This is a genomic window from Psychrobacillus sp. FSL K6-2843 (assembly GCF_038626375.1).
Taxonomy (GTDB): Bacteria; Bacillota; Bacilli; order Bacillales_A; family Planococcaceae; genus Psychrobacillus; species Psychrobacillus faecigallinarum.
In genome coordinates, this window is record NZ_CP152021.1 from 2,402,028 (window position 1) to 2,424,664 (window position 22,637).

Consider the following 22,637-nt stretch of genomic DNA (forward strand, 5'->3'; position numbering starts at 1 on the left):
ATGTCTTTCTCAACTCCTTTTACAAAATATCACTGATAATTATTATAAAAAATTTATTTTACTTATCACCATTTATCTCCAATTATTATACTTTGACGATTAATTAAATTCGGATTGATGCACTGGATACTGCAAAAATCTTGAACGGATACAATCACATTAATTTGCGTTTTTTCTAAACCATATGGCATGCGTATAGTATCAGTATAATTTCCTTCTATATCAATTGGATATAATAATGATAAGTGGACAATCGAGTGGACTAGGTCTTCAATACGGAAAAAGCAAGTTCTAAATGAGGTTTGACAAGTTGAGGTTATACCGTAAGCAAAATAAGGTTCAGTAGCGTCAGAAGAATTAAAAACAATTGGAATGGTATCGTGAAGTATACCTTTAAAGATTGGTAATTTTGCCTTGACTTGCATTTCGTAGACTGTTTTCAATATGGATTTAATGTTACTGGTTGATTCGCCCTCATATGAGTTTGTTTCTCCGTTACTAATCATTATTATTCACTCCAAAAGTTATACTGGTTCAATATAAAAACGAATTTCTTTTGCGGCCTCTTTCGCAATGCTCATTGCTTCCTCTTTATTGTCTGAAGAAGCCAATACATAACCATAGCGATCGCCCATGAATAGAGGTGGATGGAGTATTTTCCCTTTTTTAGGCTTTATAAAAACTTCGTCTACTCCCGGTAGCCGGGAACTGCGATTTTTTCCTGTGACCTTTATTAATTTCCCTGTAGAATGACTCGTTAAATACTGAGCATACACAAACCTGCTGTATTTTTTTTCGAAGTTAGGCTCTTGTCCTAAAAATATTTTTATTGTCTCTTCAACCAAATTAATTCCATATGCTAGTTCAATTATTCTATTCATTGCGCCACCAGAAATACGAGGATTTATTTCAATTAATTTCCATTCATTATTAATTAATCGCATTTCTAAATGACAAGATCCATTATCCATTTCAAAACGCTCTAAAATCAAACACACAGTTTTATATATATCGTTATAAAAGGCTTCATCCATTTCCCCTAACAAAGAATAACCAGTAACAATAAAACGTTCTAAGAAAGAAATTTCTTGTTCAAGGACTGCAATGATATGAACTTCACCATTGTAAACACAAGCTTCAATCAAATATTGAGGTCCATCTAAATATTCCTCTAATAATACTTCATTACTTCCTTATTTAAATAGATTATTAATGGAGAGAACTAATTCTTCTTCATCTTTGACAAATAAAACATCTTTAGAACCAGATGATACGGGTGTTTTTACAATGAGAGGAAATGACTCTTTTTGTCTATCGATAAAGTCTTCTAAAGAGTCATCTTTTACAATCCTTGCAAAATAGGGGGAGACAGGAAGATCTTTTAATAGTTCACGTGTTAAAAGCTTATCCTCCATTTTCGCTAAAGGTTCCGGGGGCACAGCAGTCAATTCAAATTCTTTTGAGAGTTGAGCCGCTACATGGACGTAAGGATCAATAAAACTCAATATAGCTTCTATTCTTTTCCCTTGTGATTGTATTGCTTTTATATTTTCCTTTAACAAATTATAATTGGTCAATTCAACAAAGACCAATTGATGAACATCGGGAAAATCAGGCCTGTTTTTAAATTGCAATTCCCTATCTGTTAACAATATAGTAAAAAAACCTAGCCTCTCAGCAGCTTTTATTGCCTCCCTACTTGAACCCGATTTATTACTACCTATAAAAATAATGGTTTTCATAATTTTGTATTATCAACCTTTCTAGTGACTTTCTTAGTATCTTTAGTCCTTAAGCAGTTTATTCGATAGCAGCTTGATTTGTTTAGGACAACTTACCTACATATTAAGAATAAATAAATGAAATATTTTAAAGTTAAATTTCATAAACAGCACTTTATCATTAAAATACGAACATTTGTCACTTGGTAGATTGTAGTGACAAGCGCTGACTTTACTGGAAGGAGCGAACAGTTAAGACATAATCAACCGCGAGTGATCTCGACTTACCCTTCCTCTGCATTATTTTTTTAGGGTTACTTAAGACATGTTTATTTGAACTGCCTCTTTTACTCTATACCGATGCACCTAACATAGACCAAAATCTAAATAGAAAATAACAATTATACGACTCTATTTAAAGCCATTTTTAAATCATTACAAGATCATAAAAATTAGTTGGACCATTCTATCAACTTATTTTTTATAACTCCATAAAACGCAAATATAAGAGAATAGCGTACCTCTATGGTAGAACTTATTTAAATTTGTTATTAATGCCTTAGGTTGAGATAGACATACTCTCTCGAATTCTTTTCACTATAGCATCCAAAAAAAGATTCTCTTCCCAAATAACATAAATACCATTTCTTCGTGGTTGTTAATGTTAATATAGAATTATGAAACTAAGAGACCCCACCCACGTTAAGTGAGCGAGGCTATTATCATTTCCCATTTAATTGTTCTAGAACTGCCTTGGATGGTGTTTCATATTTAATATATCCATCCATTTTTGTTACCCAATGGTTATCCCCGACATTATATTGACCCCCATGTAACTCTCGATAATTATAAACCCGATATTCCTCTCCTGGATTTAAAATTCGGACCTCTACTAGCTTTCCCTCTTTTTCTGTCCACAGATTAATGGGCTTCAGAATTGTGAGCTTACCTATTTGACCTTTTTTAAGCTCAGTTTTACCCCACATGATTTTAGCAGTGTCTGTAACTTCCTTATCATCTACCTTAATCAAAGGAAAGATAGGCCTTTGCCCGGCCTTCAATTGAGCAATGGATAAACCTTTGTTATATTGCAAATGCGAGTAATCCTTAAAGCTTGTCCAATCTCCACCCCATTCAAAGCCCATAGACTTTGCGATTTCTGCAACACGTTTCCAATTCTCATTAACTGTCCATATTGATTTGTTTCCGTCATCAGTAACTAAAAAATAATCAATAGCCAGTCCATAATTGTGAATGGACGTCCCTGGGGCAGCATTGGAGATTATACTACCCTTTGAGCCGTATTTTTTGCCATTCCAAATGAAGTTCGGTCTTCCTTGACCATAAATATATGCTTGGTCTTCTTTGGAACGAAATCCAGAGGATATTTGTATATGGATACCTTCACTGTAACAACGTTTTATTAGCTCAATTGTATATTCCTTTAGAGAAGGATGAACAGCTCCCATCCGATTAATGGAGCGTTTTATCAGTTCTTCAAGTGATACCACCATATTTTATTCACCTCAATTCACTTTAAGTTTGTAATCACCTTTTTTTAAAAGGATAGATAGGCTTGCGATTTACAACCATCTGTTAATATAGCTAGCGTAAAAGCATCCCTATATTTATTGTATTCAGCAAAATCTATTAAGTTTAAGCTATTAACGCAACCTATCGAATAATTAGTTTGCTAATTCTAAATTGATTACTTCATAATGCAAAAAACTACATCAAAAGCGACACATTTATTTTCCATAAAAAAATACCGAGAACACTTGAGTTCACGGCATACTTTTATCTATATGTTTTTCTTAAGATCCATTATGGGATGAATTTCAAACTGGTGCCTCATTAGCCCTTTCAACTTTTAAATATAGCTAAGCAATTCCACTACGCTAAGATACTACTTGTTCATTAAGAATATTTGAAATAGCTTTCGCTAATATAGCAATTGACCTATTTAACTCCACTTCTGTACTGTCAATTCCACCAAGCTCAATGAGCGCAGAGTTTTTATTGAGATCCTGATTATATACTCCATCTACACCATCACCGACTTTAACAGTTACTTTCCTAGCAATTCCCGGAACCAATGTATTTAGCTCTTCTGTTAACTTATTTGCTAGCTGGAGATTCCATTTATAATTTTCATGTTCTCCTCCAACGACAAACATAAGCTTGGCATAGCTCTCTTCTCCCACCTGTAAAGTAGTGGTTGCAGCCTTTGCAGAGTCTCTATGAATATCTAAAATAATATCATAGTTACTTTGGGATAATGCATCTTTCACAAAAGGTCTTACAGAATTATAGTTTTTAGTTTCAGATGGATTTTCAAGTGAAAGGAATTCTGTTTCTACTTGATGAAAAGCAAATTGAGCCGTAATTTGTTCTTGAAAGTTAGTAATATTCTTTTCTTGATGATATATCTCGATCTTTTCTCCACTGGCAGCTAATATTGGTTTAAATGCTTCTTGCCAATGTGTAAAATAGACGAAAGCTTTTCGAGGTGGCAAAATTTCTGCTACCGTTTGTGTCTGAGTAACAGGGGGTGTTTCAATTTGCGCTGCATATACAACAGGTATTTCCTCTTTTTTCTTTTCAGTTACTTTTTCCGTTGTCGTTTCGGTCATAAGAGGTGTTTGGATTATTGCAATGATGATAGGGGCTAAAAATAAGAGTAATAAAATGCTAGTCAGCTTCTTTAAGGTATTAGTCATAGGTTCCACTCTCCTCACACAATCGTATGAGAAGAGAAGGAATTTTAGAACGACCTATTTACTTGTAATCCATGTTTCAATGCCTGTGGAAAGCATATATGCATACTGTTCTACCCATAAATCAGTTTCTTTTGGTGTAACAAATAAAGAAGGATTTTTTCCAACAAAAACTTCCTCAAATAATTGTCTTTTCTCTTCAGTAGACCAACCAACCCATTCTCCAAAAATAGGCTCAAGCACTTTTTTATCGATGTTTGTCTTATTTGAAACCATTGGAGTAACAGATAGGGCAGAAGAAGGTTTTCCCTTCTCCTCCACGCGTGCTGCCACGTGATGAATGACTTGCTCAACTGCATCTGCATATAACACTGGACCGTCTACAACCATTGGTACTCCAATTGCTGTAACAGGAACACCATAAACTTCCTTTGATATTTCCTTGCGCTGGTTTCCTACACCAGAACCAGGGTGTATACCTGTATTTGTAATTTGTATAGTCTTACAAAGACGTTCGCTATTTCTTGCAGCTAAAGCATCCATCACAAGAATAAGATCAGGCTTAAATGCTTCGCTTATGGCACTGACAAAATCGCTTGTCTCAAAACCGGTTTGACCAGTTACACCTGGAGCATACATAACAACTTTCACTTTTTCATTATTAGTCAAAGAAGAATTTTGTAGGTATTCAATTGCTTTTGGTCCAATAGCATCGGGTGTAACTGTCGCATTTCCAAGTCCAATTATTAATATTTTGGATTCATCTGTTAAACTAAACTCTTTATGCATATCTCGAAGATGATCAATGAAAGTCCTCGCTATGTTTTCAAAACTCTTCTCATCGTGTGGACTAAGGGTCAGATCAGTCAAGGTAATATACTTCCCTTGTTTCTTACCAATCTGTTTTTCACCTTCTTCGTTCACTTCAATGGAAGTAATAAGTACCGCTCCATTGCGACCCTCATCAAATTTAATACCTTCTGAATTGTCTAATTTAGCTTTCTGACTTTCTGTACGGTGTTTCACCATTTCTTCCGATTCATCGATTAAATCTGTTCTTCCCCACATTATAATCACCTCTAAAATAGTTTGTTCAAAGTGTCAAGTAAATATTCTTTGCATTTATATATTGCAATTTGTTTTTTCGTTTGTTAAAATAATGCTTGTTGTATAAACTGTTACCAACAAAAAAATGTATCATCTCAGACCTTATTAGGAGGTGAAAGGTATGCCAAACATTAAATCTGCAATCAAGCGTGTTAAGAAAAACGAGACTTTAAACGCTCAAAATGCAAAAGCAAAATCAGCTATGCGTACTGCTGTAAAAAAAGCTGACACTGCTGCACTTAATAACGATGAAAACGCAAAAGAACTTATTAAAACTGCAATTCAACAAGTTGAAAAAGCAGCTTCTAAAGGTTTAATTCATAAAAACGCAGCTTCTCGTAAGAAAGCTCAATTAATGAAAAAAGCGTAATAAAAAAAGACTGATCCGAATTCAAACTCGGTCAGTCTTTATTTTTTGCTTTTTTATATTTATTATTCGACAATTAGTTTGATTTCAAAAATCTATATTCTTGAGAATTAGATGACATGTGCTAAAAAACAAGATTAGCGTTTGGAGCAGGCCAAAACCAGACAGATTCTACTACTTCAATAAAAACAATTCTAAAATACGATCTCTATTTGTACTTAAAGTTTTCAACTGAAGATCAACAGTAGCTAAATCATTTAATGTGTGAATCAACTTCTCCTCTTGATGAAGTAATGGATTATCGAACAATAGCTTCACACGATAAGGATGTACCTTCAATTGAGTGGCAATTTGTTGGGCATGATAGCCTTTTTTCTTCAAATGGCTTACTTGTATCATTAATCTCACCTGAGTAGCTATAAGCGCATTTAACTTTAAAGGGTCTTCTTTTCGCTTCAATAAGTCATGATAAATCTCAATTGCTTCACTTTTTCGGCCTGCTAAATAAGCATTCCCCAGTGTAAAAACATCCTCTTCAAGGGTACGAACCAGTAATGACTTAACAGTTTCCTCATCGATTTCTTGTTCCTCGCCAATAAAAGTGGCAATTTTAGAGATTTCCGTTTTTAAGTGAACTAAATTTGTTCCTCCATTTTCAATTAAACGGTTTACCGCTTCCTCTGATATACTTTTCCCTTCATTTGAAGCTTCATGTAAAACCCAGCTTTTTAAATCATGATTTTGTAAACTCATTGCCTCTATTACATTAGAAGCCTGCTTCATCGCCTTTGTGATTTTCTTCCGTTCATCCAGCTTCTCATACGGAGCTACAAAAACTACTATAGCGGAGGGAGAAGGATTTTTTAGCCAGTTCTCCAGCAATGCCGTATCATGAATGATTTTCTCTTTTCCCTTTTCCGTAGCTTTTAAGAAGAATGTATTTTTCGCGATAATTAATTTTTTATCTGAGAAAAAAGGAAGTGTGTCTGCCTCATATAAAACTTGCTCTACATTGCTTTCCTCTAAATCAAAGTAGATAATCTCTGGCTCTCCTTCATCCTCAAGTTTATTTTTCAATTTTTTTATAGTTTCTTCTATGAAATATGCTTCTGTTCCGTATAATAAATATACATTTGAAATATTTCCTTTTGAAATTTCCATCCACTTTTCTGAAATCATGTTGGTGCTCCTTACTACTTTTAGATATATATATTATAGCGTAAATATGGTGAAAACTTTGTGACATTATATAATTAAAGGGAAATAAGAAAGTTTGTGTGTAGATTTTTTGAGCACTATCCTTTATAATTATGTGGAAATAGGAGGGTTAACAATGAATGAATTTGAACAAAATGTACAGTCGAAACGTAATGACGCAATCGACTCTGGCGTAGGTTTTGTAGTCTCCTTTGGATTTTTTGCCATTATGTTTATTATTGCAGTAGTTATCGAGTTTGTTTCTCGATAATACACGAGAAGGGTTTTGTCTTTCACAGACAAAACCCTTTTCTCTTTCAAATTTTAATGAGTAGAAATAGTTACTTCTCCCTCTTTTGATATAATTATCTCTATAGCTCCATCTATACCGGTCTGCAAAAATGGAATTTTTAAAGTATGCAATCGTTCCAAAACTTCAGAATGCGGATGCCCATATCTATTGTTAAAGCCTGCTGAAATAACTGCCAAATGAGGATTAGCCACTTCCAAAAAAGTTTGCGTGCTAGATGTTTTACTACCATGATGTCCTAACTTAAGTACAGTCTGATCCTGGAGGATGTCAGGATAAGCAGAACTTAATACTATTTCTCCCTCTCTTTCTAAATCTCCAATAAAAAGCCCTTTAAAATAATCGTTACTCATAGATAAAACTAATGAATCATTATTTCCTTCATATATGTTATCCATCGGATATAAATAAGATAGGTTATAGTAAGAAGATTCAATTCTCTCACCTGTAAATTTTTCTATGACAGGTATTTGCTTTAAGTTTATTTCCTCTCTTAAATCATGCATAATAGCTTTTTCATAGGAGCCAGGTGTAATGTGTATTTCTCCAACTTTAACTTCTTGAAGCACCTCCTCGGCGCCCTCCATATGATCTGCATCTGCATGTGATAACACCATTGTATCAATTTTCCTTATCCCTCTTCCCTTTAAAAAGGGAACAACAACTTGTCTTCCAACCTCGTACTTATTATTAGACTCTTTCCAAGCCTCTTGGTCGAATCTAAGCACACCTCCAGTATCTATCATAATGACTGCTTCTCTATAAGGCATTTCAATAACAATAGAATCTCCTTGTCCTACATTTAAAAAGGTAATTCGAGTCGAAGAATCTAAATATGGCGCTAGTTGCAATAAAATGATTGGGGTAAAAAGAACGAGCAAGCCATTCTTTATAGATTTCATTCTTTCCAATTGAATAAAAAAAGTAATGACACTCACATATGCTATTACTACATACCAAACTTTCGGTTGAATAGGATTCCAAACCTGATATGGAAACGATCCTATATAGAGGATAAAATCGTCCAGTAATAGGCGAATTGGTTCGTAGAATAAAAAAACAAGATTACATATAGATGGAGAAAGAAAGGTGATTAAAAGTAAAATAATATTGATAGGAAGTACAATAAATGAAAATAGAGGGACAAACAAAAGATTGGCTATAAAAGAGGATAGAGAAATTTCGTTGAATTGATATATTAAAATAGGATAAACTATAAGCTGACAAACAGCTGTTAAGATAAATGATTGAGTTATATAAGAGCGCCCTAGTTTTAACATGCTCGCGGAAAATATTAAAGAAAAAGCAGCTAAGTAGGATAGCTGAAATCCTACTTGATAAATTATCCATGGAGAATAAAGAAGAAAACCAATAAAGCTATAAGAAAATGCGTCAGAAATGACAAGCTTTTTTTTGAAAAGACCGCTTATTAAAAGAATTTCTGTCACAGATACCGCCCTCCACACTGAAGGCGCTCCACCAGCAATAAGCCCATAAAGCGGTAAAACAATGATTAATAACCAATTAGCTGTTTTTCTTCGTACTCCGAGACGTATTAATACTTCATGAAGAAGTAGCACTACTAATGCTACATGGAGGCCTGAGATAGCAAATAAATGAGTTATTCCTAATGTTTGATAGGCATCTTGAAGTTCAGGTGGCATACTTTCTCTACTGCCAATTAATAGAGCCTCAGCCTCCGCTTGAAGAGAATTTGGAAAGGTCCTTTGAATATGCTGCTTAATCCTATATCGTTGCTCAGCCATATAAACTCGAAAACTATATTTTTTACTTACCAGCTCGTATTCATCAATATTTAATTGACCAACCGCTCCATGGCTTTTTATATAAGATTCCATGTCAAACGCATATCGATGAGCTAGGGGTTGATCCAACGGTGAGTTAGCCTTGACTTGAAGCTCCCATCCAGTTAGAGAATAGTTTGAGAAAAAAACCTTGTCCTGCTCATCTGATATTTTAAGCTGTACATACCACTTTTGACCGGAATCAGAAGCTGCAAAACCTCTTATAAAGCCACCATTAATACGATAATTATCTGTCCATGTGATAGTGTTTACATCGTTTTTAGTTATATTTTCAGGATTAACGAGTTCTACAAGGAAAAATGTACAAATCCCAATAGCTATTATACTAGAAGATAAAAGAATAGGAATTTGCTTATAAAGAAACCAGTAAAATAGGATTACAAAAAAGAACAATAGCCATGTCGATTCAAAAGCAGCTATAGTGGCCAGTAAAATCGACATTGCAAAATATATTACATTACCTCGGATTGCTCCAATCCAAATAATTCAGCCACCTTCCTTTCATATGGCAATAATTCTTCTTCACTTGCGCCCTTCTCCTTAAGCTTTACAATTAGCTCCATATATAGGTTTACCTTTTCATCACTCAAAAAATCAATTTTGCGTTCATCGAAAGGAACATGAATAATTTCTACTCCAGCTTTGTTAAGTAATTCAATCGCATAGTCGTTGTTTTTATAGTCTTGTGCATAATATAATCTTGAAATGCCTGCTTGAATAATCGATTTTGTACATGGTAAACATGGAAAATGAGTAACATATAAATCTGCGCCGCCTACAGTAATACCGTATTTTGCGCATTGTAATAACGCATTCATTTCAGCGTGTACTGTTCTAACGCAATGATTGTCCACTACATAACATCCATGATCAATACAATGTTCTCCACCAGAGATTGAACCATTATAGCCTCCAGCCATAATACGTCTATCTCGAACAATCGTTGCTCCAACTGCTAACCGAGTACATGTACTTCTTAAAGCAAGTAAATGGCTTTGTGCCATGAAAAATTGGTCCCAAGTGATTCGCTCCATATAAATACCTCCCATACTAGTACTTCTTTAAGTTTAGTGCTTTAGTGGCTAAACTTCAATATGGTCATTTAATTCACTTTGATATGGGGTTCTATTTTCTCAAAAGTCTTCTGACCTATTCCTGTCACCTTTAACAAGTCTTCTTTTACCTTAAAGCCCCCACTCTCCTCTCTATAGGTAATAATAGCTGCAGCCTTAGATGGGCCAACTCCTGGGAGAGTAGTTAAACTTTGTACATCTGCTTTGTTAATATTAACTAATTGGTCAGAAGAATTGGATGAGGAGATGTTAAATGAGTCTTCCATTACTTCACCTAACTCAGGAACATAAATAATCATTTCATCCTCCACTTTTTGAGCGTGATTAATCATTTTACTATCACTTTCTGGCTTATAACCTCCAGCAAGTGAGATAGCCTCTAAAACACGGTCACCAACTTCTAGCTCATAGACTCCAGGCCTTGAAACAGCGCCCTTAATCTCGACAAAAATAGTGGTATTCTCTTCGTATTCAGTTGTTTCTTCTTCAGGGAAATTAGATTTAGTTAATAGGGAAGGTTGAATTTCCTCAGCGGAGGGGTTTGCTGAGTTAAATTGCTTTTGGATTAAAATAAACAGGAGAAAGGTTAAAACTATTATTGGGAGCAGAAATTTCTTAATGTGTATCAATTTAAATTTGGAATTCAATGCAATCATCCTCTTTCGAAAAGAGGTAAATATATGGAGTTATACAAAATATACTAAATTTACCTCTTTTTGAAAAGTATTATTTTATTGCATGAATAAAATACCGCTCTACTTCATCCTCTGACTGTTCGCCAAAAATAGAGGTTGAAACAGAGACGTTAGAAAACCCACTCTTTTGGAGTAAGTCGAAATATATTTCTAAAGGGTGGCTGCGCTGATAATGAGATTCCTCAAATCGCTCATAGTAGCCAGATTCTCCACGTACAAAAAAGGTTATATCATGATAGATAGAATGAGCTTCCTCGCCTTGCTCTGTATGCCAAATATATGCCACCTGGTCATCCTCGTAAGTAAAAGGTCCTTCTGGGAATATATTATCCATTTTAAATAATGAGTGGATATCAAAAAACAATTGACCTCCATCATTTAAACAATCATACACTCGAGCAAAGGTCTGTTCTGTCTCTTCTAAGGTCTCTAGATAGTTGATAGAATCTATAGCTATTACTGCTATATCTGCATCGTTTATCCCATCTATCTCAGCCATAGATTGGCACAAAAAAGAAATGTTAACGTTTTCCTCAAGGCTTCTGTTTTGGGCTACAGTCAGCATTGATTCAGATAAATCAATGCCGATAACCTCATAGCCAGCTTTTGCAAACTTTACACTTAGTACTCCTGTGCCGCAGCCTATATCAACTAGTCGTTTATTTTCCGAAACTGGTGCTTTACCCTGCACCCATTCGGCGTACTTGTCATATGGTATATCTGACATCAACGAATCGTAGATAAAGGCAAACTGATCATAAGTAGACATTAAGCATCTTGCCCTACTTCGATCATAGGAGCATCTCCCCATAGGCGCTCTAGGTTGTAATAAGAACGCTCATCCTTGTGAAATACGTGAGCTACTACATCGCCCATATCCACTAATACCCAACGTGCTTCATCAAAGCCTTCCATGCGTTTAACGTTGTATCCTTCTTTGCTCGCTTGGTCAAAAAGTTCCTTTGCAATCGCTTGAACTTGACGATCAGAGTTAGCGTGGCAAATAAGAAAATAATCAGCAAGTAATGATACTCCTTGCATATTTAATATAACAATATCCTCTGCTCTTTTGTCATCGGCAGCTTTATAAGCAATCTCGACTAATGTTTTGTTTGAAGTCATTCTTTCACTTTTCCTCTCTTTTGTATCAAGTCATTATAACAATGAAATGAATCCGGAAAAACCGGCTGTCTTTTTTTTATTAGAAATGCCATACTATGCTGCACACAACTTAGCATGCCCTCTTCTAGGTCTATATTCGCTATTTTTCGTAAATCCTCTACTCCTGGAAAATTACGACTAGGTTCTATCATATCGGAAATATAAATTATCTTCTCTAAATCAGACATTCCAGCTCTGCCAGTGGTATGAAATTTTATGGCATTTAGTATGTCCTCATCATCGATATTAAATTCTTTTTTCGCTACGTAGCTTCCTACCGGAGCATGCCATAATTCATGGTGAAATTCTAATAATTTTGCATCCATGTTTTCAGATATGATTATACTTTTCAACCACTCTTTTTCGGCATATTTCACACTGTCATGTAAAATCCCGGCAATTTCTGCTTTTTTTGTATCTGCTCCGTATTTATCCGCTAGTTCAATAGCAGTTTCTGCAACACCTCTTGTATGGATATAACGTCGCTCCGGCATACGATTTTTCATTTGCTCTAGAATGTGTTCAAATCTCATAAAGCTTCTCCTTTTCAATGTAATCTCTTACGTTATCCGGGAGAAGAAACCTCGTTGTTTCTCCGTTCTCCAAACGTTTTCGTATGACAGTAGAAGATATATCGATTTGGGGTATATCTATTGTAGTAATAGGATATGCAGTCGCTATAGAGGTGCTTGGTCTTGCAACACCAACAAGTTGAACTATTTTTAATAGCTCGTCTATACGATGCCATTTTGGTAAATATTCTACCTGGTCCCCACCAATGATGAAATAGAAATCAGTATTTGCTTCCCGTTCTGCTAAAATTTTCATAGTGTCAAATGTATAAGAGGTTCCACCTCGAATAAGCTCTATTTTTTCTATAGCCAGATAAGCAATATCAGTAACAGCAATTTCTAGCATTTTTAAGCGTTGTTCAGAGGTAATGCGTATATCTTTTGACTTATGAGGGGGAATTGCATTTGGCATTAGTCTCACTTCATGTAAACCCAGTGCATGAAACACTTCGTTAGCAATGATTAGATGGCCAATATGTGGAGGATTAAATGTTCCTCCCAATATCCCTACTTTTTTTTTCATGCCTTACTCGCTTTAGGAAGCTCAATTCGTTTATTGTTTTTAGAAGGCTTATAAAGAACTACCGTTAAACCAATTAACTGAACAAGCTCTGCTCTAGCACCTTTTGCAAGAGCTTCTGCAACTTCTTGCTTTTCATCCTCACAGTTTTGTAAGATACTGATCTTGATCAATTCACGCACTTCTAAAGCTTCACTTATTTGCTTTGTCATTGCATCATTAACGCCACCCTTACCTACTTGGAATATTGGTGAAAGGTGATGCGCTTGACTACGTAAAAATCTTTTTTGCTTACCTGTTAACATATTATCCTCCTAATTGCTCTGTCAATCGTTGAATCATATCATTGGTATTCGGATAACTTCCGTTCCAATATGAAAAGGCTAGGGCACCTTGATGTACAAGCATACCTAGTCCATTAATTGTTCGAACATTATATTTTTCTGCTTCCTCTAAAAAAGGGGTAACTAAAGGATTATATACAATATCAGCAACAATTGCATTCTCTTTTATCCCCTTTAAATTTATGGGAAGCGTTTTAGTGTTATTTTTCATGCCAAGAGGTGTAGTTTGAATCACAATATCAAATGTTTGCAATTGTTCCTCTGCCTCTTGAAAAGTTATAGCTTGTCCAAATTGGAGCTCTTGTACGAGTTTTTCTGCGTTGGTTTTCGTACGGTTCGCAATAGATAGTTTTTGATAGCCAAGCTGCTTAAAGGCATAAACGATACCTCTCGCTGCTCCTCCCGCACCAAGAATTAATATACGATTTGTGTTCTCGGTCTGGCCCAAAGAACGTATAAATCCTAAGCCATCGGTATTATAGCCTACAAATTGTCCACTCTCTGTTTTTACTACTGTATTAACTGCACCGATTCCTACGGCTGACTCATCTATTTGGTCCAAAAAAGGAATAATTGCCTCCTTATATGGCACTGTAACATTCCAACCACTACAGCCTAGTAGCTTTAAAGATTGTACAGCCTGCTCAAGCTTTCCATCCTCGACTTGTATGGGAATATAGCTAGCATTAATATTTTGTGACGAAAGCCAATAATCATGCATATATGGAGATAACGAATGAGCAATCGGATTTCCTATAACTGCAAACCATTTCTTCATAGTATTTCCCCCTATATAAGAGATGGACGAATGGACACTTCTACTCCTGCAGGTGCATGAGCCGCTACAATTACTCCACCTTTTTGCACAGTAATCCATCCAAGTCCTGAAAACACGATATCTGTTTTGTCTTCTTTAATCTTGAATTCATGGCGAACTAATGGAGGTAGTAAATCTGTAAACTTCTCCGAAGGAGGTGACAATAACTCTCCTCGATGCTCTTTCCATAAGTTTTCAGCGTTATCCAGCTTAGTACGATGAATTGGAATATCATTTGCTATATAACAAGTAAATGCTGAACGATCGCCTTTAATAAAATCGAAACGGGATAATCCACCCAAATAAAGAGTTTGCTCGTTATTAAGCTGAAAAACTTTAGGCTTTATTTCTTTTTTAGGCGTGATGAATTTAAGTTCAGTCGGATCTAAGTAATGAGCCATTTGATGATGATTAATAATCCCCGGCGTATCATAAAGTGCTTTTTTGTCATCCAAAGGTATTTCAATCATATCTAAAGTTGTTCCGGGAAAATGTGACGTAGTGATTACTGCATCTTCTCCAGTGGCCTGCTTAATAATTCTGTTAATAAAAGTAGACTTCCCGACGTTAGTACATCCTACAACATAGACATTTTCACCTTTACGATAATGTTCAATTGCGTCCATAGCTTCAGGCATTCCCGTACCTTTATGAGCACTAACAAACAAAACGTCGATCGGAGAAAGGCCTGATTTCTTAGCTTCTTGTTTCATCCAATTGATTACTTTATTTTTCTTAACTGATTTAGGTAATAAATCTGCTTTATTTGCGACTAATAGTATAGGGTTGTTCCCGACAAAACGATGTAAGCCTGGTAGCCAGCTTCCGTTAAAATCAAATATATCAACAACTTTAACAATCAAACCTTTTTGCGTGCCTAAGCCATTTAATATTCTTAAAAAGTCATCGTCAGTTAATGATACAGGCTGTAATTCATTGTAATTCTTTAATCGAAAACAACGTTGGCAAATAATATCTTCTTTTTCTAGGGATGAAACAGGAGCGTATCCCGGATCTCCTACAACTTCGGTTTGGATAACTGTTCCACAACCGATACACTTTGGTGCTTCTGTCACGCTTCTTCCTCCCATGTAACTTGTCCTTTTTTGTCCAAGTAACTAAAAATTCTTCTTTCAACCATCCGGTTAAACTTGGTAACAAATCCATCTGATTTTGCAACCGGTATTACTAAAATAGTATGGAGCTTTTGTCTATTTCCTCCGAAAACGTCTGTTAAGAGTTGGTCTCCGATAACTACAACCTCCTCTTTTTTTACAGACATTATACTCAGCGCATGACGAAAAGCCTTTCCTAAAGGCTTTCTCGCTTTATATATAAAAGGAATCCCTAATGGGTCTGCGAACGATTTCACTCGTAATTCATTGTTATTTGAAACAATGGTTACTTGAATTCCAGCTTCTTTCATCGCAGAAAACCATTCAATTAGTTTAGGGGTTGCATCTGGACGATCCCATTCTACTAATGTGTTATCCAAATCTGTAATAATTGCTTTAACACCTTTTTCCTTCAACATTTCAGGTGTTATATGAAATACACTTCTAACGAACTCACTTGGTATAAAATTTGAATACAAAGACGAACACTCCAATTCGACACTTTTTCTTTAACGATTATAGCATATTTGCGACTTTCTCACCCATTTGAACAAACTTTCCTGGACCAATTTCTTTGGAGAACTCGATACTGCCTTCTTGAAACAATAAGACAACAGTCGAGCCAAAGGAAAAATATCCCACTTCCTCTCCTTTTCTCCATTCGGTGCCTTTGTTTGTTAGTTCGATGGAATTCACAAACATAGCCCCCACCTTAACATGGAAGCAGTGCTTTTCATTGGGCATCTGGAGCTCAGTCAACAAACGATAGTTTCCACTAATTGTTTCCTTTCCATATGCTAAGCCCCATTTGTTGACTGGAAAAGATTTCTTTCCTAGCAAATATTGCCGAGTAACCTTACCGTCTACCGGGGCATGAATGCGATGATATTCAGCAGGACTAAGATATAAGATCATAAACTTACCATTCTCATATTCTTTACCTATTTTTGTGGAGCCGAGCATATCATAAAGCGTATACGCTTTTCCCTTAACATGAAAAATTCCATCATACGTTATATCACCAAAAGTTTCAATGGTTGCGTCGACAGGGCTTATTATTCCAGACTCACTTTGATCTATCATTCTACTATCTTTTTTTAATGAACGAATAAAAAAATCATGTAATGTCAAAAATTCATGGACATGACATGGTATTTCATCTATATCTATATTAAAATATTTAATGTAAGCGGGTATAACTTTTTTGCTAAGATTAGACTGGGCAAAACCTTTGATTAAAGATGATGACCATCTACCATTTGTTAATTCAATCATAGATTGGTATAATTTTTCTTTCATTTTGGTCTCCCTATAAAGATTTACTTACAATTTTTGTTTACTCGAAGTATAATGAACAAATATGTTATTTGTAAAGGAGTGATTTGCAATGTATTTACAAAATGCTATGACTCAAACATTAAAAAAACTGAAAACACAAGCTGCCAATATGATTACGATTGGCAATCTAGCGTTTGGTGGAGCAGCTATTATGGCTACAGTAAATGAATACTACTCTTTTAGCGTATTATTTATATTTATAGCAGGTTTATTAGATCGTTTTGACGGAATGGTAGCTAGGAGATTCAACTTGGAATCCGAGCTAGGCAAACAATTAGATTCTATGAGCGATATTATTTCTTTTGGAATAGCACCCGCACTTTTAATGTACTCATTAGTATTACAAAATTTTAGTGTTGCAGGAATGATTATAACTGTTATATACATCGCGTGTGGAGCTTTTAGATTGGCACGCTTCAATATTTCAGAGTCAAATGGATTTTTTACAGGTCTTCCGATTACCGTAGCCGGAGTTATTCTGACTCTTTCCTATTTTGCAATCGACTTAGTTCCACCTGTTACCTTTATGTTCTTATTTATTATACTTGCACTTTTAATGATTAGCACTTTTACATTGAGAAAAGTTTAATACAATTTCAAGAAATAATATTTTCTAGAAGCGACTGCAAATGCAGTCGTTTTTTTCATATTTTGTCGGATTTGCACATATATTGAATGTATAACTAGATGGAGGTGAAAAAGATTTCTGGTCTTCTAACCGCATTTATAAACATTGTCATCGATTTGCCACTTGTGCTAGGGTATTTGAAAGGGCAGGCGTTCCATCAACCACTCTCCCCGGAAGAAGAACAAGTAATGATTCAACGTTTTCTAGATGGAGACCTTACAGCAAGAGATGAACTAATAGAGCGTAATATGCGTCTTGTAGCGCATGTAGTAAAAAAATTTCACCCTAAACACGAGCTTTTAGACGACTATATATCAATAGGAACAATTGGTCTGATGAAAGCCGTAAATAGCTATACACCTACCAAAAAAACAAAATTAGCTACTTATGCAGCACGCTGTATTGAAAATGAGATTCTAATGTACTTACGTTCATTAAAAAAAGTACAAAAGGATATTTCTTTACATGAGCCAATCGGAATGGATAAGGATGGTCATTCCTTAGAAATAACTGATTTACTGCAAGGGCTAGACAAAAGCTCTGACGAACAGCTTGTTGAAGAGGAGGATACAAATCGATTATATAAACACTTATCTCAGTTAGAAAAACGAGAGCTTGATATCATCGTGCGTCGGTATGGACTATTAGGTCATGAGCCGATGACACAAAAAGAGATTTCCAAACAATTAAAAATATCCAGAAGCTATGTCTCACGAATAGAAAAGCGTGCACTCGTCAAATTATATCAATATTATGTTCATGAAAAAAACTCTCTTGATGCATCAAACACCAAAAGAGCTTAGAGGAACTTAATCTTCACTTGTTTCTGCAATCATTACAAATGCTAAAACAGCTGTAACTAAAACAGACATAGCCATAATAAAAACCATTTGATCTCCCCCTAGACTGATGTGAAAGCGTTTTGATACCTTCATCATAGCATATAATGGAAATGCAAATTATATGTATTCTATGCCTTAGTTTGTCAAAATAATGACAACTTAAATGTTCCCAATTACTTGTAATACTATTTCTGTCGAATGCTTTGCTGCTACAGGTAAAAACTCATCAAAACTGATTGATGATTCTTTACCGGCAATGTCAGATAATGCACGAATTACCACAAAAGGCACTGAAAATTGGTGACAAACCTGTGCAACAGCTGCCGCTTCCATTTCACACGCTTTCATCTTAGGAAAGTAGTTTCGAACAATTTCAACTTTGTCTGGGTTATGCATAAATGTATCACCTGTCGCAATTAAGCCAGTAGCTGCTTGGTGTTCACCAATTTCATTTACAGCATCTTCTGCAAGCTTCATTAAACGCTCATCGGATTTAAATGCAGGTGGTAGCTGAGGTACTTGTCCTATTTCATATCCAAAAGCAGTAACGTCTACGTCGTGATATCTCACTTCATCTGAGATGACTATTGCTCCTACTTCTAGATGAGGGTCATATCCACCCGCTGAACCTGTATTGATCACATAGTCGGGCTTATACTCATTCAAGAGAATAGCTGTAGACATCGCTGCATTTACTTTACCAATTCCACTTTTCAACAATATAATCTCATGATTTTTATATGTACCAGTTGTAAATTCACTATTTGCAATTTCTTTAGTCTCTGAATTCTCAATCGTATTTCTTAATAGTTCCACTTCTTCTTCCATTGCTCCGATTACTGCAATCTTCATAATAATAACCCCTTTCAAAAAGTACTTCTTTTAAAGTAAAGGAGAGCGGCACTTTAGTCAAGTACCGCTCCCAATTTATAATGTTATTTTACAGCTTTGAGCTTTTCTTTTTTAGTTGGCTTCCATCCCTGTCCTTCAACCCATTCTAACGATATTCGATAAATTTCAGAACCATCCTTAGATGTAACAGTTCCTATAGACTTTTGAGGGCTACCTCCATTGCCTAGGAATTTAACATACATACTAGAAGGATCTAAGTTTGCAGCGTAAGCTAGAGCATCGACCTTTTCCTTCCAATCTACCGAATCCTTGTCATAGCTTGAAACATGTTCACCCGCTTGTGACGTGCCGATGGGCTCCCAGGACGAGTCTACCATAACAGATTCAACATTGGGATCTCCTGATTCTTCTGTCGTTACAAGAGAGCTATTGGTAGAAGAATCTGGTTCATTAGCTGAATCATTGTCTTCCGTTGTGGGCTCATTTTGTTCACTATCTTCTTCAATTTCTTCCGTAGTCAATTCTTTATCTTGTTCTGGCACTTCTTCAGAGTCTTTGATATCTGAAACAGATTCAGTATCCTCTTTCCCTGTTGCACTGTTGTTTTTGTCATCATCACTTGTCACTAAATTAACTATAACTACAATAATTAACAGAAGTACTATTCCGATTAACACATTCAAAATTGTATTGTTTTTTTTCTTTCGATTGTTTAAGCGCGAATTAACTCTTTGGTTTTGGTCTGGCATACTCTTCCTCCTTTTAAAGATAGAGAACTATAATTTAATAGACGCGAATAAAAGGTTTAAGTTTCATTTTAATTACCCACTTTTGTCTATCAACTTTAATACTATCAAGACGGCAAAAAAGGGGCAAACATAAATTGTTTACCCCCTCTTGTATAAAATATCTTCCAATTATGAAATAGAGATGATTTCTACGTCCATTTCTCCACCCGGAGTAATGATTTTCACTTTATCTCCAGTGCTCTTTCCTAAAAGGCCTTTAGCAATTGGTGAATCGTTTGAGATAAGTCCTTCTAAAGGATCGGCTTCTGCAGATCCAACGATTGTATAGCTTTCTTCATCACCATCTGGTATTTCAACGAAAGTAACCGTTTTTCCTAAAGAAACGATATCATTATTGCCTTCCTCTTCGATGATAACAGCGTTTCTTATCATGGATTCAATGGTAGAAATTCTTCCTTCTACGAATGCTTGGTCTTCTTTAGCAGAATCATATTCTGAATTCTCAGATAGATCCCCAAAGCTACGAGCAATTTTAATACGTTCTACTACTTCTTTACGTTTTACCGTTTTCAATACTTCTAGTTCTTCTTCTAGTTTAAGCTTACCTGCAACGGTCATCGGAAATTGTTTCTCAGTTGACACTTCCATACACTCCTTTAAATACCCTCTTTATAAACATACATTTCCTATTCATATGCATTAAGTTAATTTGATATGAATTTAATGAAATATTTGTAAATCTTTCATCATCATATTATACAATAGCATTAGTTTCAAGAATAGTTTTTATTTTTGTAACCATTAAATCGATGGCCACCTCATTTTGACCACCTTCAGGGATGATTACGTCTGCATATCTTTTAGTTGGTTCGATAAATTGATTATGCATCGGACGAACTACCGTTAAATATTGCTCTACTACAGATTCTACTGTACGGCCTCTTTCATGAATATCACGTAATATTCTTCGAATAATGCGTAAATCGGAATCTGTATCTACGAATAACTTTATATCCATCAAATTTCTTAAACGCTCGTCCTCTAACACTAAAATTCCTTCTAAAATGATAACATCCTTTGGCTCGATTAAGATTGTTTCACTTGATCGAGTATGCTGAGCATAATCATAAATTGGTTTTTCAATAGCTTTGTCGTTTAACAAATCGTTTACATGCTGAATAAGCAAGTCATTGTCAAAAGCGAAGGGATGATCGTAATTTGTATTTAGTCTTTCTTCAAATGCCAAATGGCTTTGGTCTTTATAATAATAATCTTGTTCAATAACTACTACAGAATGGTCTTTAAAAACTTCACTAATTGCGTGGGTAACGCTAGTTTTTCCGGAACCGGAACCACCAGTGATACCAATGATAAGCGGAGTGCGTTTAGCCATTATTTTAACCCCTTTCTCATCATGTTGTTTGGATATAATTTTACAGGGCAATAAAATTGAACAATTTCCAAAGGATGTCTTGCCGCATCCAATTTCTGACCCTTTTCGTTTTTAATCTCTTCGATTACTAGACGTACGTTATCAATTTCAGGACCAAAAAACTCTACTTCATCTCCAGGCTTAAAATAGTTTCTTTGCTGTAACGTCACAACTTGTGTTTCCTCGTTATAATCAAGCACTAATCCTACAAAATCATATCCTAGTTTTTTGTCGTGAACTCCATACATTTGTTGTTCAACGCCTGGCTCTCCCTCGAAGAAAGCTGTATCTGCTTCTCGGTTTGCACATTTTTCAAGCTCGTACAACCATTCTTGCTTCATTACAAAGTTCGCCGGGTCAATACAATACGCATCGATTACTTTACGGTATACACTAATAACCGTGGCAATATAGTGAATAGACTTCATGCGTCCTTCCACTTTGAGGGAATCAATACCCATTTCGATCATCTTAGGAATAGATTCAACAAGCTTCAAGTCTTTCGGACTCATTGCAAAAGGAATATCTTCTTCCTCAAACAACGCTTTTTCCTCACTATTTGAATCTGTCTCATATAAATCATAATCCCATCTACATGATTGACAACAACCACCTCTGTTAGAATCACGAGCAGTCATATGGTTAGAAAGTGTACATCTACCACTATAAGCAATACACATAGCACCATGGATGAATGTCTCAATTTCTATATCCACTTTTTCTTTCATTAGTTTAATCTCTTCACCGCTAGTCTCACGAGCTAAAACAACGCGATGTAAGCCCTCTTCCTTCCAATATTGAACCGCCTTCCAATTTGAAAGCGATTGTTGAGTGCTTAAATGGATTTCAAGCTTAGGAGCCGCATTTCTACATGTTTCTATGATTAATGGATCGGCTACAATAATTCCTGTAACTCCCGCATCTTCTATAGACTTTAAATATGTCTCAAGTCCTTGCATATTTTCATTATGAGCAAAAATGTTAGTCGTTACATAGATTTTTGCCCCATAGCGTTTGGCAAATTCCACCCCTTCGCGCATTTCTTGAATAGAAAAGTTACCTGCGTTCGAGCGCAAACCAAACTCTTGACCACCTATAAAAACTGCATCTGCTCCATAATGAACAGCAATTTTTAACTTTTCTAGACTTCCTGCTGGCGCCAATAACTCAGGCTTTTTGGTAATAACACGTTTACCGTCGACTAATTCACTAATATGATCTATTCTGGTGCTTATCACATGTATTCTTTCCTTT

27 protein-coding genes and 1 pseudogene are annotated in these 22,637 nt (G+C 35.5%); 4 read left to right on the forward strand and 24 right to left on the reverse strand.

What is annotated here, in order from left to right:
* Window positions 1-65 precede the first annotated feature (65 nt).
* The 5 genes and pseudogenes from MKY94_RS12170 to gpr form a co-directional block, all read right to left on the reverse strand.
* On the reverse strand, window positions 66-506 hold the full coding sequence (locus MKY94_RS12170; RefSeq protein WP_151109397.1) for a CotY/CotZ family spore coat protein: 441 nt from the start codon (window positions 504-506) through the stop codon (window positions 66-68).
* 18 nt (window positions 507-524) lie between these two features.
* Window positions 525-1,742: pseudogene (locus tag MKY94_RS12175) on the reverse strand (ATP-grasp domain-containing protein).
* A 701-nt stretch (window positions 1,743-2,443) separates the two neighbouring features.
* The gene (locus MKY94_RS12180) at window positions 2,444-3,235 is read right to left on the reverse strand and encodes a M15 family metallopeptidase (protein ID WP_151109395.1); all 792 of its coding nucleotides are present in this window, start codon (window positions 3,233-3,235) and stop codon (window positions 2,444-2,446) included.
* Between the two features lie 384 nt (window positions 3,236-3,619).
* Window positions 3,620-4,441 (reverse strand): stage II sporulation protein P, encoded by an 822-nt coding sequence (gene spoIIP / locus MKY94_RS12185; RefSeq protein WP_151109393.1) that lies wholly within the window; start codon window positions 4,439-4,441, stop codon window positions 3,620-3,622.
* Between the two features lie 54 nt (window positions 4,442-4,495).
* Complete coding sequence (gene gpr / locus MKY94_RS12190; protein ID WP_191696852.1) at window positions 4,496-5,506, reverse strand: GPR endopeptidase; 1,011 nt, start codon at window positions 5,504-5,506, stop codon at window positions 4,496-4,498.
* A 160-nt stretch (window positions 5,507-5,666) separates the two neighbouring features.
* Here gpr and rpsT point away from each other — a divergent pair, with 160 nt between their 5' ends.
* Window positions 5,667-5,915 (forward strand): 30S ribosomal protein S20, encoded by a 249-nt coding sequence (gene rpsT / locus MKY94_RS12195; RefSeq protein ID WP_144535837.1) that lies wholly within the window; start codon window positions 5,667-5,669, stop codon window positions 5,913-5,915.
* A gap of 171 nt (window positions 5,916-6,086) precedes the next feature.
* Here the strand turns inward: rpsT and holA are convergent, their stop codons facing one another.
* A complete protein-coding gene (gene holA / locus MKY94_RS12200; protein ID WP_151109390.1) occupies window positions 6,087-7,091 on the reverse strand; it encodes a DNA polymerase III subunit delta in 1,005 nt (334 codons plus the stop codon).
* A 154-nt stretch (window positions 7,092-7,245) separates the two neighbouring features.
* Between holA and MKY94_RS12205 the strand changes: the two genes are divergently transcribed.
* The gene (locus MKY94_RS12205) at window positions 7,246-7,380 is read left to right on the forward strand and encodes a YqzM family protein (protein ID WP_144535833.1); all 135 of its coding nucleotides are present in this window, start codon (window positions 7,246-7,248) and stop codon (window positions 7,378-7,380) included.
* A gap of 53 nt (window positions 7,381-7,433) precedes the next feature.
* On the opposite strand, the gene MKY94_RS12210 is transcribed toward MKY94_RS12205, so the two are convergent.
* From MKY94_RS12210 to MKY94_RS12265, 12 genes are all read right to left on the reverse strand, one after another.
* On the reverse strand, window positions 7,434-9,686 hold the full coding sequence (locus MKY94_RS12210; protein WP_191696851.1) for a DNA internalization-related competence protein ComEC/Rec2: 2,253 nt from the start codon (window positions 9,684-9,686) through the stop codon (window positions 7,434-7,436).
* 11 nt (window positions 9,687-9,697) lie between these two features.
* Window positions 9,698-10,279: a ComE operon protein 2 gene (locus MKY94_RS12215; RefSeq protein ID WP_151109386.1), complete on the reverse strand. Its 582-nt coding sequence runs from the start codon at window positions 10,277-10,279 to the stop codon at window positions 9,698-9,700.
* Between the two features lie 68 nt (window positions 10,280-10,347).
* The gene (locus MKY94_RS12220) at window positions 10,348-10,965 is read right to left on the reverse strand and encodes a helix-hairpin-helix domain-containing protein (protein ID WP_191696850.1); all 618 of its coding nucleotides are present in this window, start codon (window positions 10,963-10,965) and stop codon (window positions 10,348-10,350) included.
* 79 nt (window positions 10,966-11,044) lie between these two features.
* A complete protein-coding gene (locus MKY94_RS12225) occupies window positions 11,045-11,782 on the reverse strand; it encodes a class I SAM-dependent methyltransferase (protein ID WP_151109382.1) in 738 nt (245 codons plus the stop codon).
* Complete coding sequence (rsfS, locus tag MKY94_RS12230) at window positions 11,782-12,135, reverse strand: ribosome silencing factor (protein ID WP_144535823.1); 354 nt, start codon at window positions 12,133-12,135, stop codon at window positions 11,782-11,784. Before rsfS ends, MKY94_RS12225 begins: the two co-directional genes overlap by 1 nt.
* Window positions 12,132-12,707, reverse strand: coding sequence for a bis(5'-nucleosyl)-tetraphosphatase (symmetrical) YqeK (yqeK, locus tag MKY94_RS12235; RefSeq protein ID WP_144535821.1), 576 nt, complete (start codon window positions 12,705-12,707; stop codon window positions 12,132-12,134). Before yqeK ends, rsfS begins: the two co-directional genes overlap by 4 nt.
* Window positions 12,697-13,269 (reverse strand): nicotinate-nucleotide adenylyltransferase, encoded by a 573-nt coding sequence (locus MKY94_RS12240; RefSeq protein WP_342577115.1) that lies wholly within the window; start codon window positions 13,267-13,269, stop codon window positions 12,697-12,699. Before MKY94_RS12240 ends, yqeK begins: the two co-directional genes overlap by 11 nt.
* Window positions 13,266-13,571, reverse strand: a complete 306-nt coding sequence (yhbY, locus tag MKY94_RS12245) for a ribosome assembly RNA-binding protein YhbY (RefSeq protein ID WP_144535817.1) — start codon at window positions 13,569-13,571, stop codon at window positions 13,266-13,268. The genes MKY94_RS12240 and yhbY overlap by 4 nt, the downstream gene beginning before the upstream one ends.
* A gap of 1 nt (window position 13,572) precedes the next feature.
* Window positions 13,573-14,388 (reverse strand): shikimate dehydrogenase, encoded by an 816-nt coding sequence (aroE, locus tag MKY94_RS12250; protein ID WP_191696848.1) that lies wholly within the window; start codon window positions 14,386-14,388, stop codon window positions 13,573-13,575.
* An 11-nt stretch (window positions 14,389-14,399) separates the two neighbouring features.
* Window positions 14,400-15,503: a ribosome biogenesis GTPase YqeH gene (yqeH, locus tag MKY94_RS12255; RefSeq protein ID WP_191696847.1), complete on the reverse strand. Its 1,104-nt coding sequence runs from the start codon at window positions 15,501-15,503 to the stop codon at window positions 14,400-14,402.
* Window positions 15,500-15,961: a YqeG family HAD IIIA-type phosphatase gene (locus MKY94_RS12260; protein WP_229654121.1), complete on the reverse strand. Its 462-nt coding sequence runs from the start codon at window positions 15,959-15,961 to the stop codon at window positions 15,500-15,502. Before MKY94_RS12260 ends, yqeH begins: the two co-directional genes overlap by 4 nt.
* 97 nt (window positions 15,962-16,058) lie before the next feature.
* Entirely contained in the window at window positions 16,059-16,841 is a 783-nt protein-coding gene (locus MKY94_RS12265) for a phosphatidylserine decarboxylase (protein ID WP_151109374.1), read from the reverse strand.
* 88 nt (window positions 16,842-16,929) lie between these two features.
* Between MKY94_RS12265 and pssA the strand changes: the two genes are divergently transcribed.
* Together pssA and sigK are read left to right on the forward strand one after the other, a co-directional pair.
* Complete coding sequence (gene pssA / locus MKY94_RS12270) at window positions 16,930-17,469, forward strand: CDP-diacylglycerol--serine O-phosphatidyltransferase (protein WP_144535807.1); 540 nt, start codon at window positions 16,930-16,932, stop codon at window positions 17,467-17,469.
* 113 nt (window positions 17,470-17,582) lie between these two features.
* The gene (sigK, locus tag MKY94_RS12275) at window positions 17,583-18,311 is read left to right on the forward strand and encodes an RNA polymerase sporulation sigma factor SigK (protein ID WP_144537143.1); all 729 of its coding nucleotides are present in this window, start codon (window positions 17,583-17,585) and stop codon (window positions 18,309-18,311) included.
* 6 nt (window positions 18,312-18,317) lie between these two features.
* Here sigK and MKY94_RS12280 read toward each other — a convergent pair whose 3' ends face one another.
* The 6 genes from MKY94_RS12280 to MKY94_RS12305 all read right to left on the reverse strand — a co-directional run bounded on the left by MKY94_RS12280 (window position 18,318) and on the right by MKY94_RS12305 (window position 22,618).
* Entirely contained in the window at window positions 18,318-18,446 is a 129-nt protein-coding gene (locus MKY94_RS12280; RefSeq protein ID WP_260866568.1) for a hypothetical protein, read from the reverse strand.
* Window positions 18,447-18,509: 63 nt separating this feature from the next.
* On the reverse strand, window positions 18,510-19,202 hold the full coding sequence (gene mtnN, locus MKY94_RS12285; RefSeq protein ID WP_144535805.1) for a 5'-methylthioadenosine/S-adenosylhomocysteine nucleosidase: 693 nt from the start codon (window positions 19,200-19,202) through the stop codon (window positions 18,510-18,512).
* 83 nt (window positions 19,203-19,285) lie between these two features.
* Window positions 19,286-19,951, reverse strand: a complete 666-nt coding sequence (locus MKY94_RS12290) for a YrrS family protein (RefSeq protein ID WP_151109372.1) — start codon at window positions 19,949-19,951, stop codon at window positions 19,286-19,288.
* Between the two features lie 168 nt (window positions 19,952-20,119).
* Window positions 20,120-20,593 (reverse strand): transcription elongation factor GreA, encoded by a 474-nt coding sequence (greA, locus tag MKY94_RS12295; protein WP_144535801.1) that lies wholly within the window; start codon window positions 20,591-20,593, stop codon window positions 20,120-20,122.
* Window positions 20,594-20,705: 112 nt separating this feature from the next.
* Window positions 20,706-21,344 carry a uridine kinase gene (udk, locus tag MKY94_RS12300; RefSeq protein ID WP_144535799.1) on the reverse strand — a complete coding sequence of 213 codons (639 nt, stop codon included), beginning with the start codon at window positions 21,342-21,344 and terminating at the stop codon, window positions 20,706-20,708.
* Window positions 21,344-22,618: a U32 family peptidase gene (locus MKY94_RS12305; protein WP_151113632.1), complete on the reverse strand. Its 1,275-nt coding sequence runs from the start codon at window positions 22,616-22,618 to the stop codon at window positions 21,344-21,346. Before MKY94_RS12305 ends, udk begins: the two co-directional genes overlap by 1 nt.
* Window positions 22,619-22,637: the final 19 nt, after the last annotated feature.

Coding starts and splice junctions, on each gene's coding strand:
- pssA (WP_144535807.1), top strand. CDS start 16,930: ATGTATTTACAAAATGCTATGACTCAAACATTAAAAAAACTGAAAACA.
- MKY94_RS12215 (WP_151109386.1), bottom strand. CDS start 10,279: ATGGAGCGAATCACTTGGGACCAATTTTTCATGGCACAAAGCCATTTA.
- mtnN (WP_144535805.1), bottom strand. CDS start 19,202: ATGAAGATTGCAGTAATCGGAGCAATGGAAGAAGAAGTGGAACTATTA.
- MKY94_RS12260 (WP_229654121.1), bottom strand. CDS start 15,961: ATGTTGAAGGAAAAAGGTGTTAAAGCAATTATTACAGATTTGGATAAC.
- MKY94_RS12280 (WP_260866568.1), bottom strand. CDS start 18,446: ATGATGAAGGTATCAAAACGCTTTCACATCAGTCTAGGGGGAGATCAA.
- spoIIP (WP_151109393.1), bottom strand. CDS start 4,441: ATGACTAATACCTTAAAGAAGCTGACTAGCATTTTATTACTCTTATTT.
- MKY94_RS12210 (WP_191696851.1), bottom strand. CDS start 9,686: ATGTCGATTTTACTGGCCACTATAGCTGCTTTTGAATCGACATGGCTA.
- udk (WP_144535799.1), bottom strand. CDS start 21,344: ATGGCTAAACGCACTCCGCTTATCATTGGTATCACTGGTGGTTCCGGT.
- gpr (WP_191696852.1), bottom strand. CDS start 5,506: ATGTGGGGAAGAACAGATTTAATCGATGAATCGGAAGAAATGGTGAAA.
- MKY94_RS12205 (WP_144535833.1), top strand. CDS start 7,246: ATGAATGAATTTGAACAAAATGTACAGTCGAAACGTAATGACGCAATC.
- MKY94_RS12265 (WP_151109374.1), bottom strand. CDS start 16,841: ATGAAAGAAAAATTATACCAATCTATGATTGAATTAACAAATGGTAGA.
- MKY94_RS12180 (WP_151109395.1), bottom strand. CDS start 3,235: ATGGTGGTATCACTTGAAGAACTGATAAAACGCTCCATTAATCGGATG.
- yqeK (WP_144535821.1), bottom strand. CDS start 12,707: ATGAGATTTGAACACATTCTAGAGCAAATGAAAAATCGTATGCCGGAG.
- rsfS (WP_144535823.1), bottom strand. CDS start 12,135: ATGACTTCAAACAAAACATTAGTCGAGATTGCTTATAAAGCTGCCGAT.
- aroE (WP_191696848.1), bottom strand. CDS start 14,388: ATGAAGAAATGGTTTGCAGTTATAGGAAATCCGATTGCTCATTCGTTA.
- MKY94_RS12290 (WP_151109372.1), bottom strand. CDS start 19,951: ATGCCAGACCAAAACCAAAGAGTTAATTCGCGCTTAAACAATCGAAAG.
- yhbY (WP_144535817.1), bottom strand. CDS start 13,571: ATGTTAACAGGTAAGCAAAAAAGATTTTTACGTAGTCAAGCGCATCAC.
- MKY94_RS12225 (WP_151109382.1), bottom strand. CDS start 11,782: ATGTCTACTTATGATCAGTTTGCCTTTATCTACGATTCGTTGATGTCA.
- rpsT (WP_144535837.1), top strand. CDS start 5,667: ATGCCAAACATTAAATCTGCAATCAAGCGTGTTAAGAAAAACGAGACT.
- MKY94_RS12240 (WP_342577115.1), bottom strand. CDS start 13,269: ATGAAAAAAAAAGTAGGGATATTGGGAGGAACATTTAATCCTCCACAT.
- MKY94_RS12170 (WP_151109397.1), bottom strand. CDS start 506: ATGATTAGTAACGGAGAAACAAACTCATATGAGGGCGAATCAACCAGT.
- holA (WP_151109390.1), bottom strand. CDS start 7,091: ATGATTTCAGAAAAGTGGATGGAAATTTCAAAAGGAAATATTTCAAAT.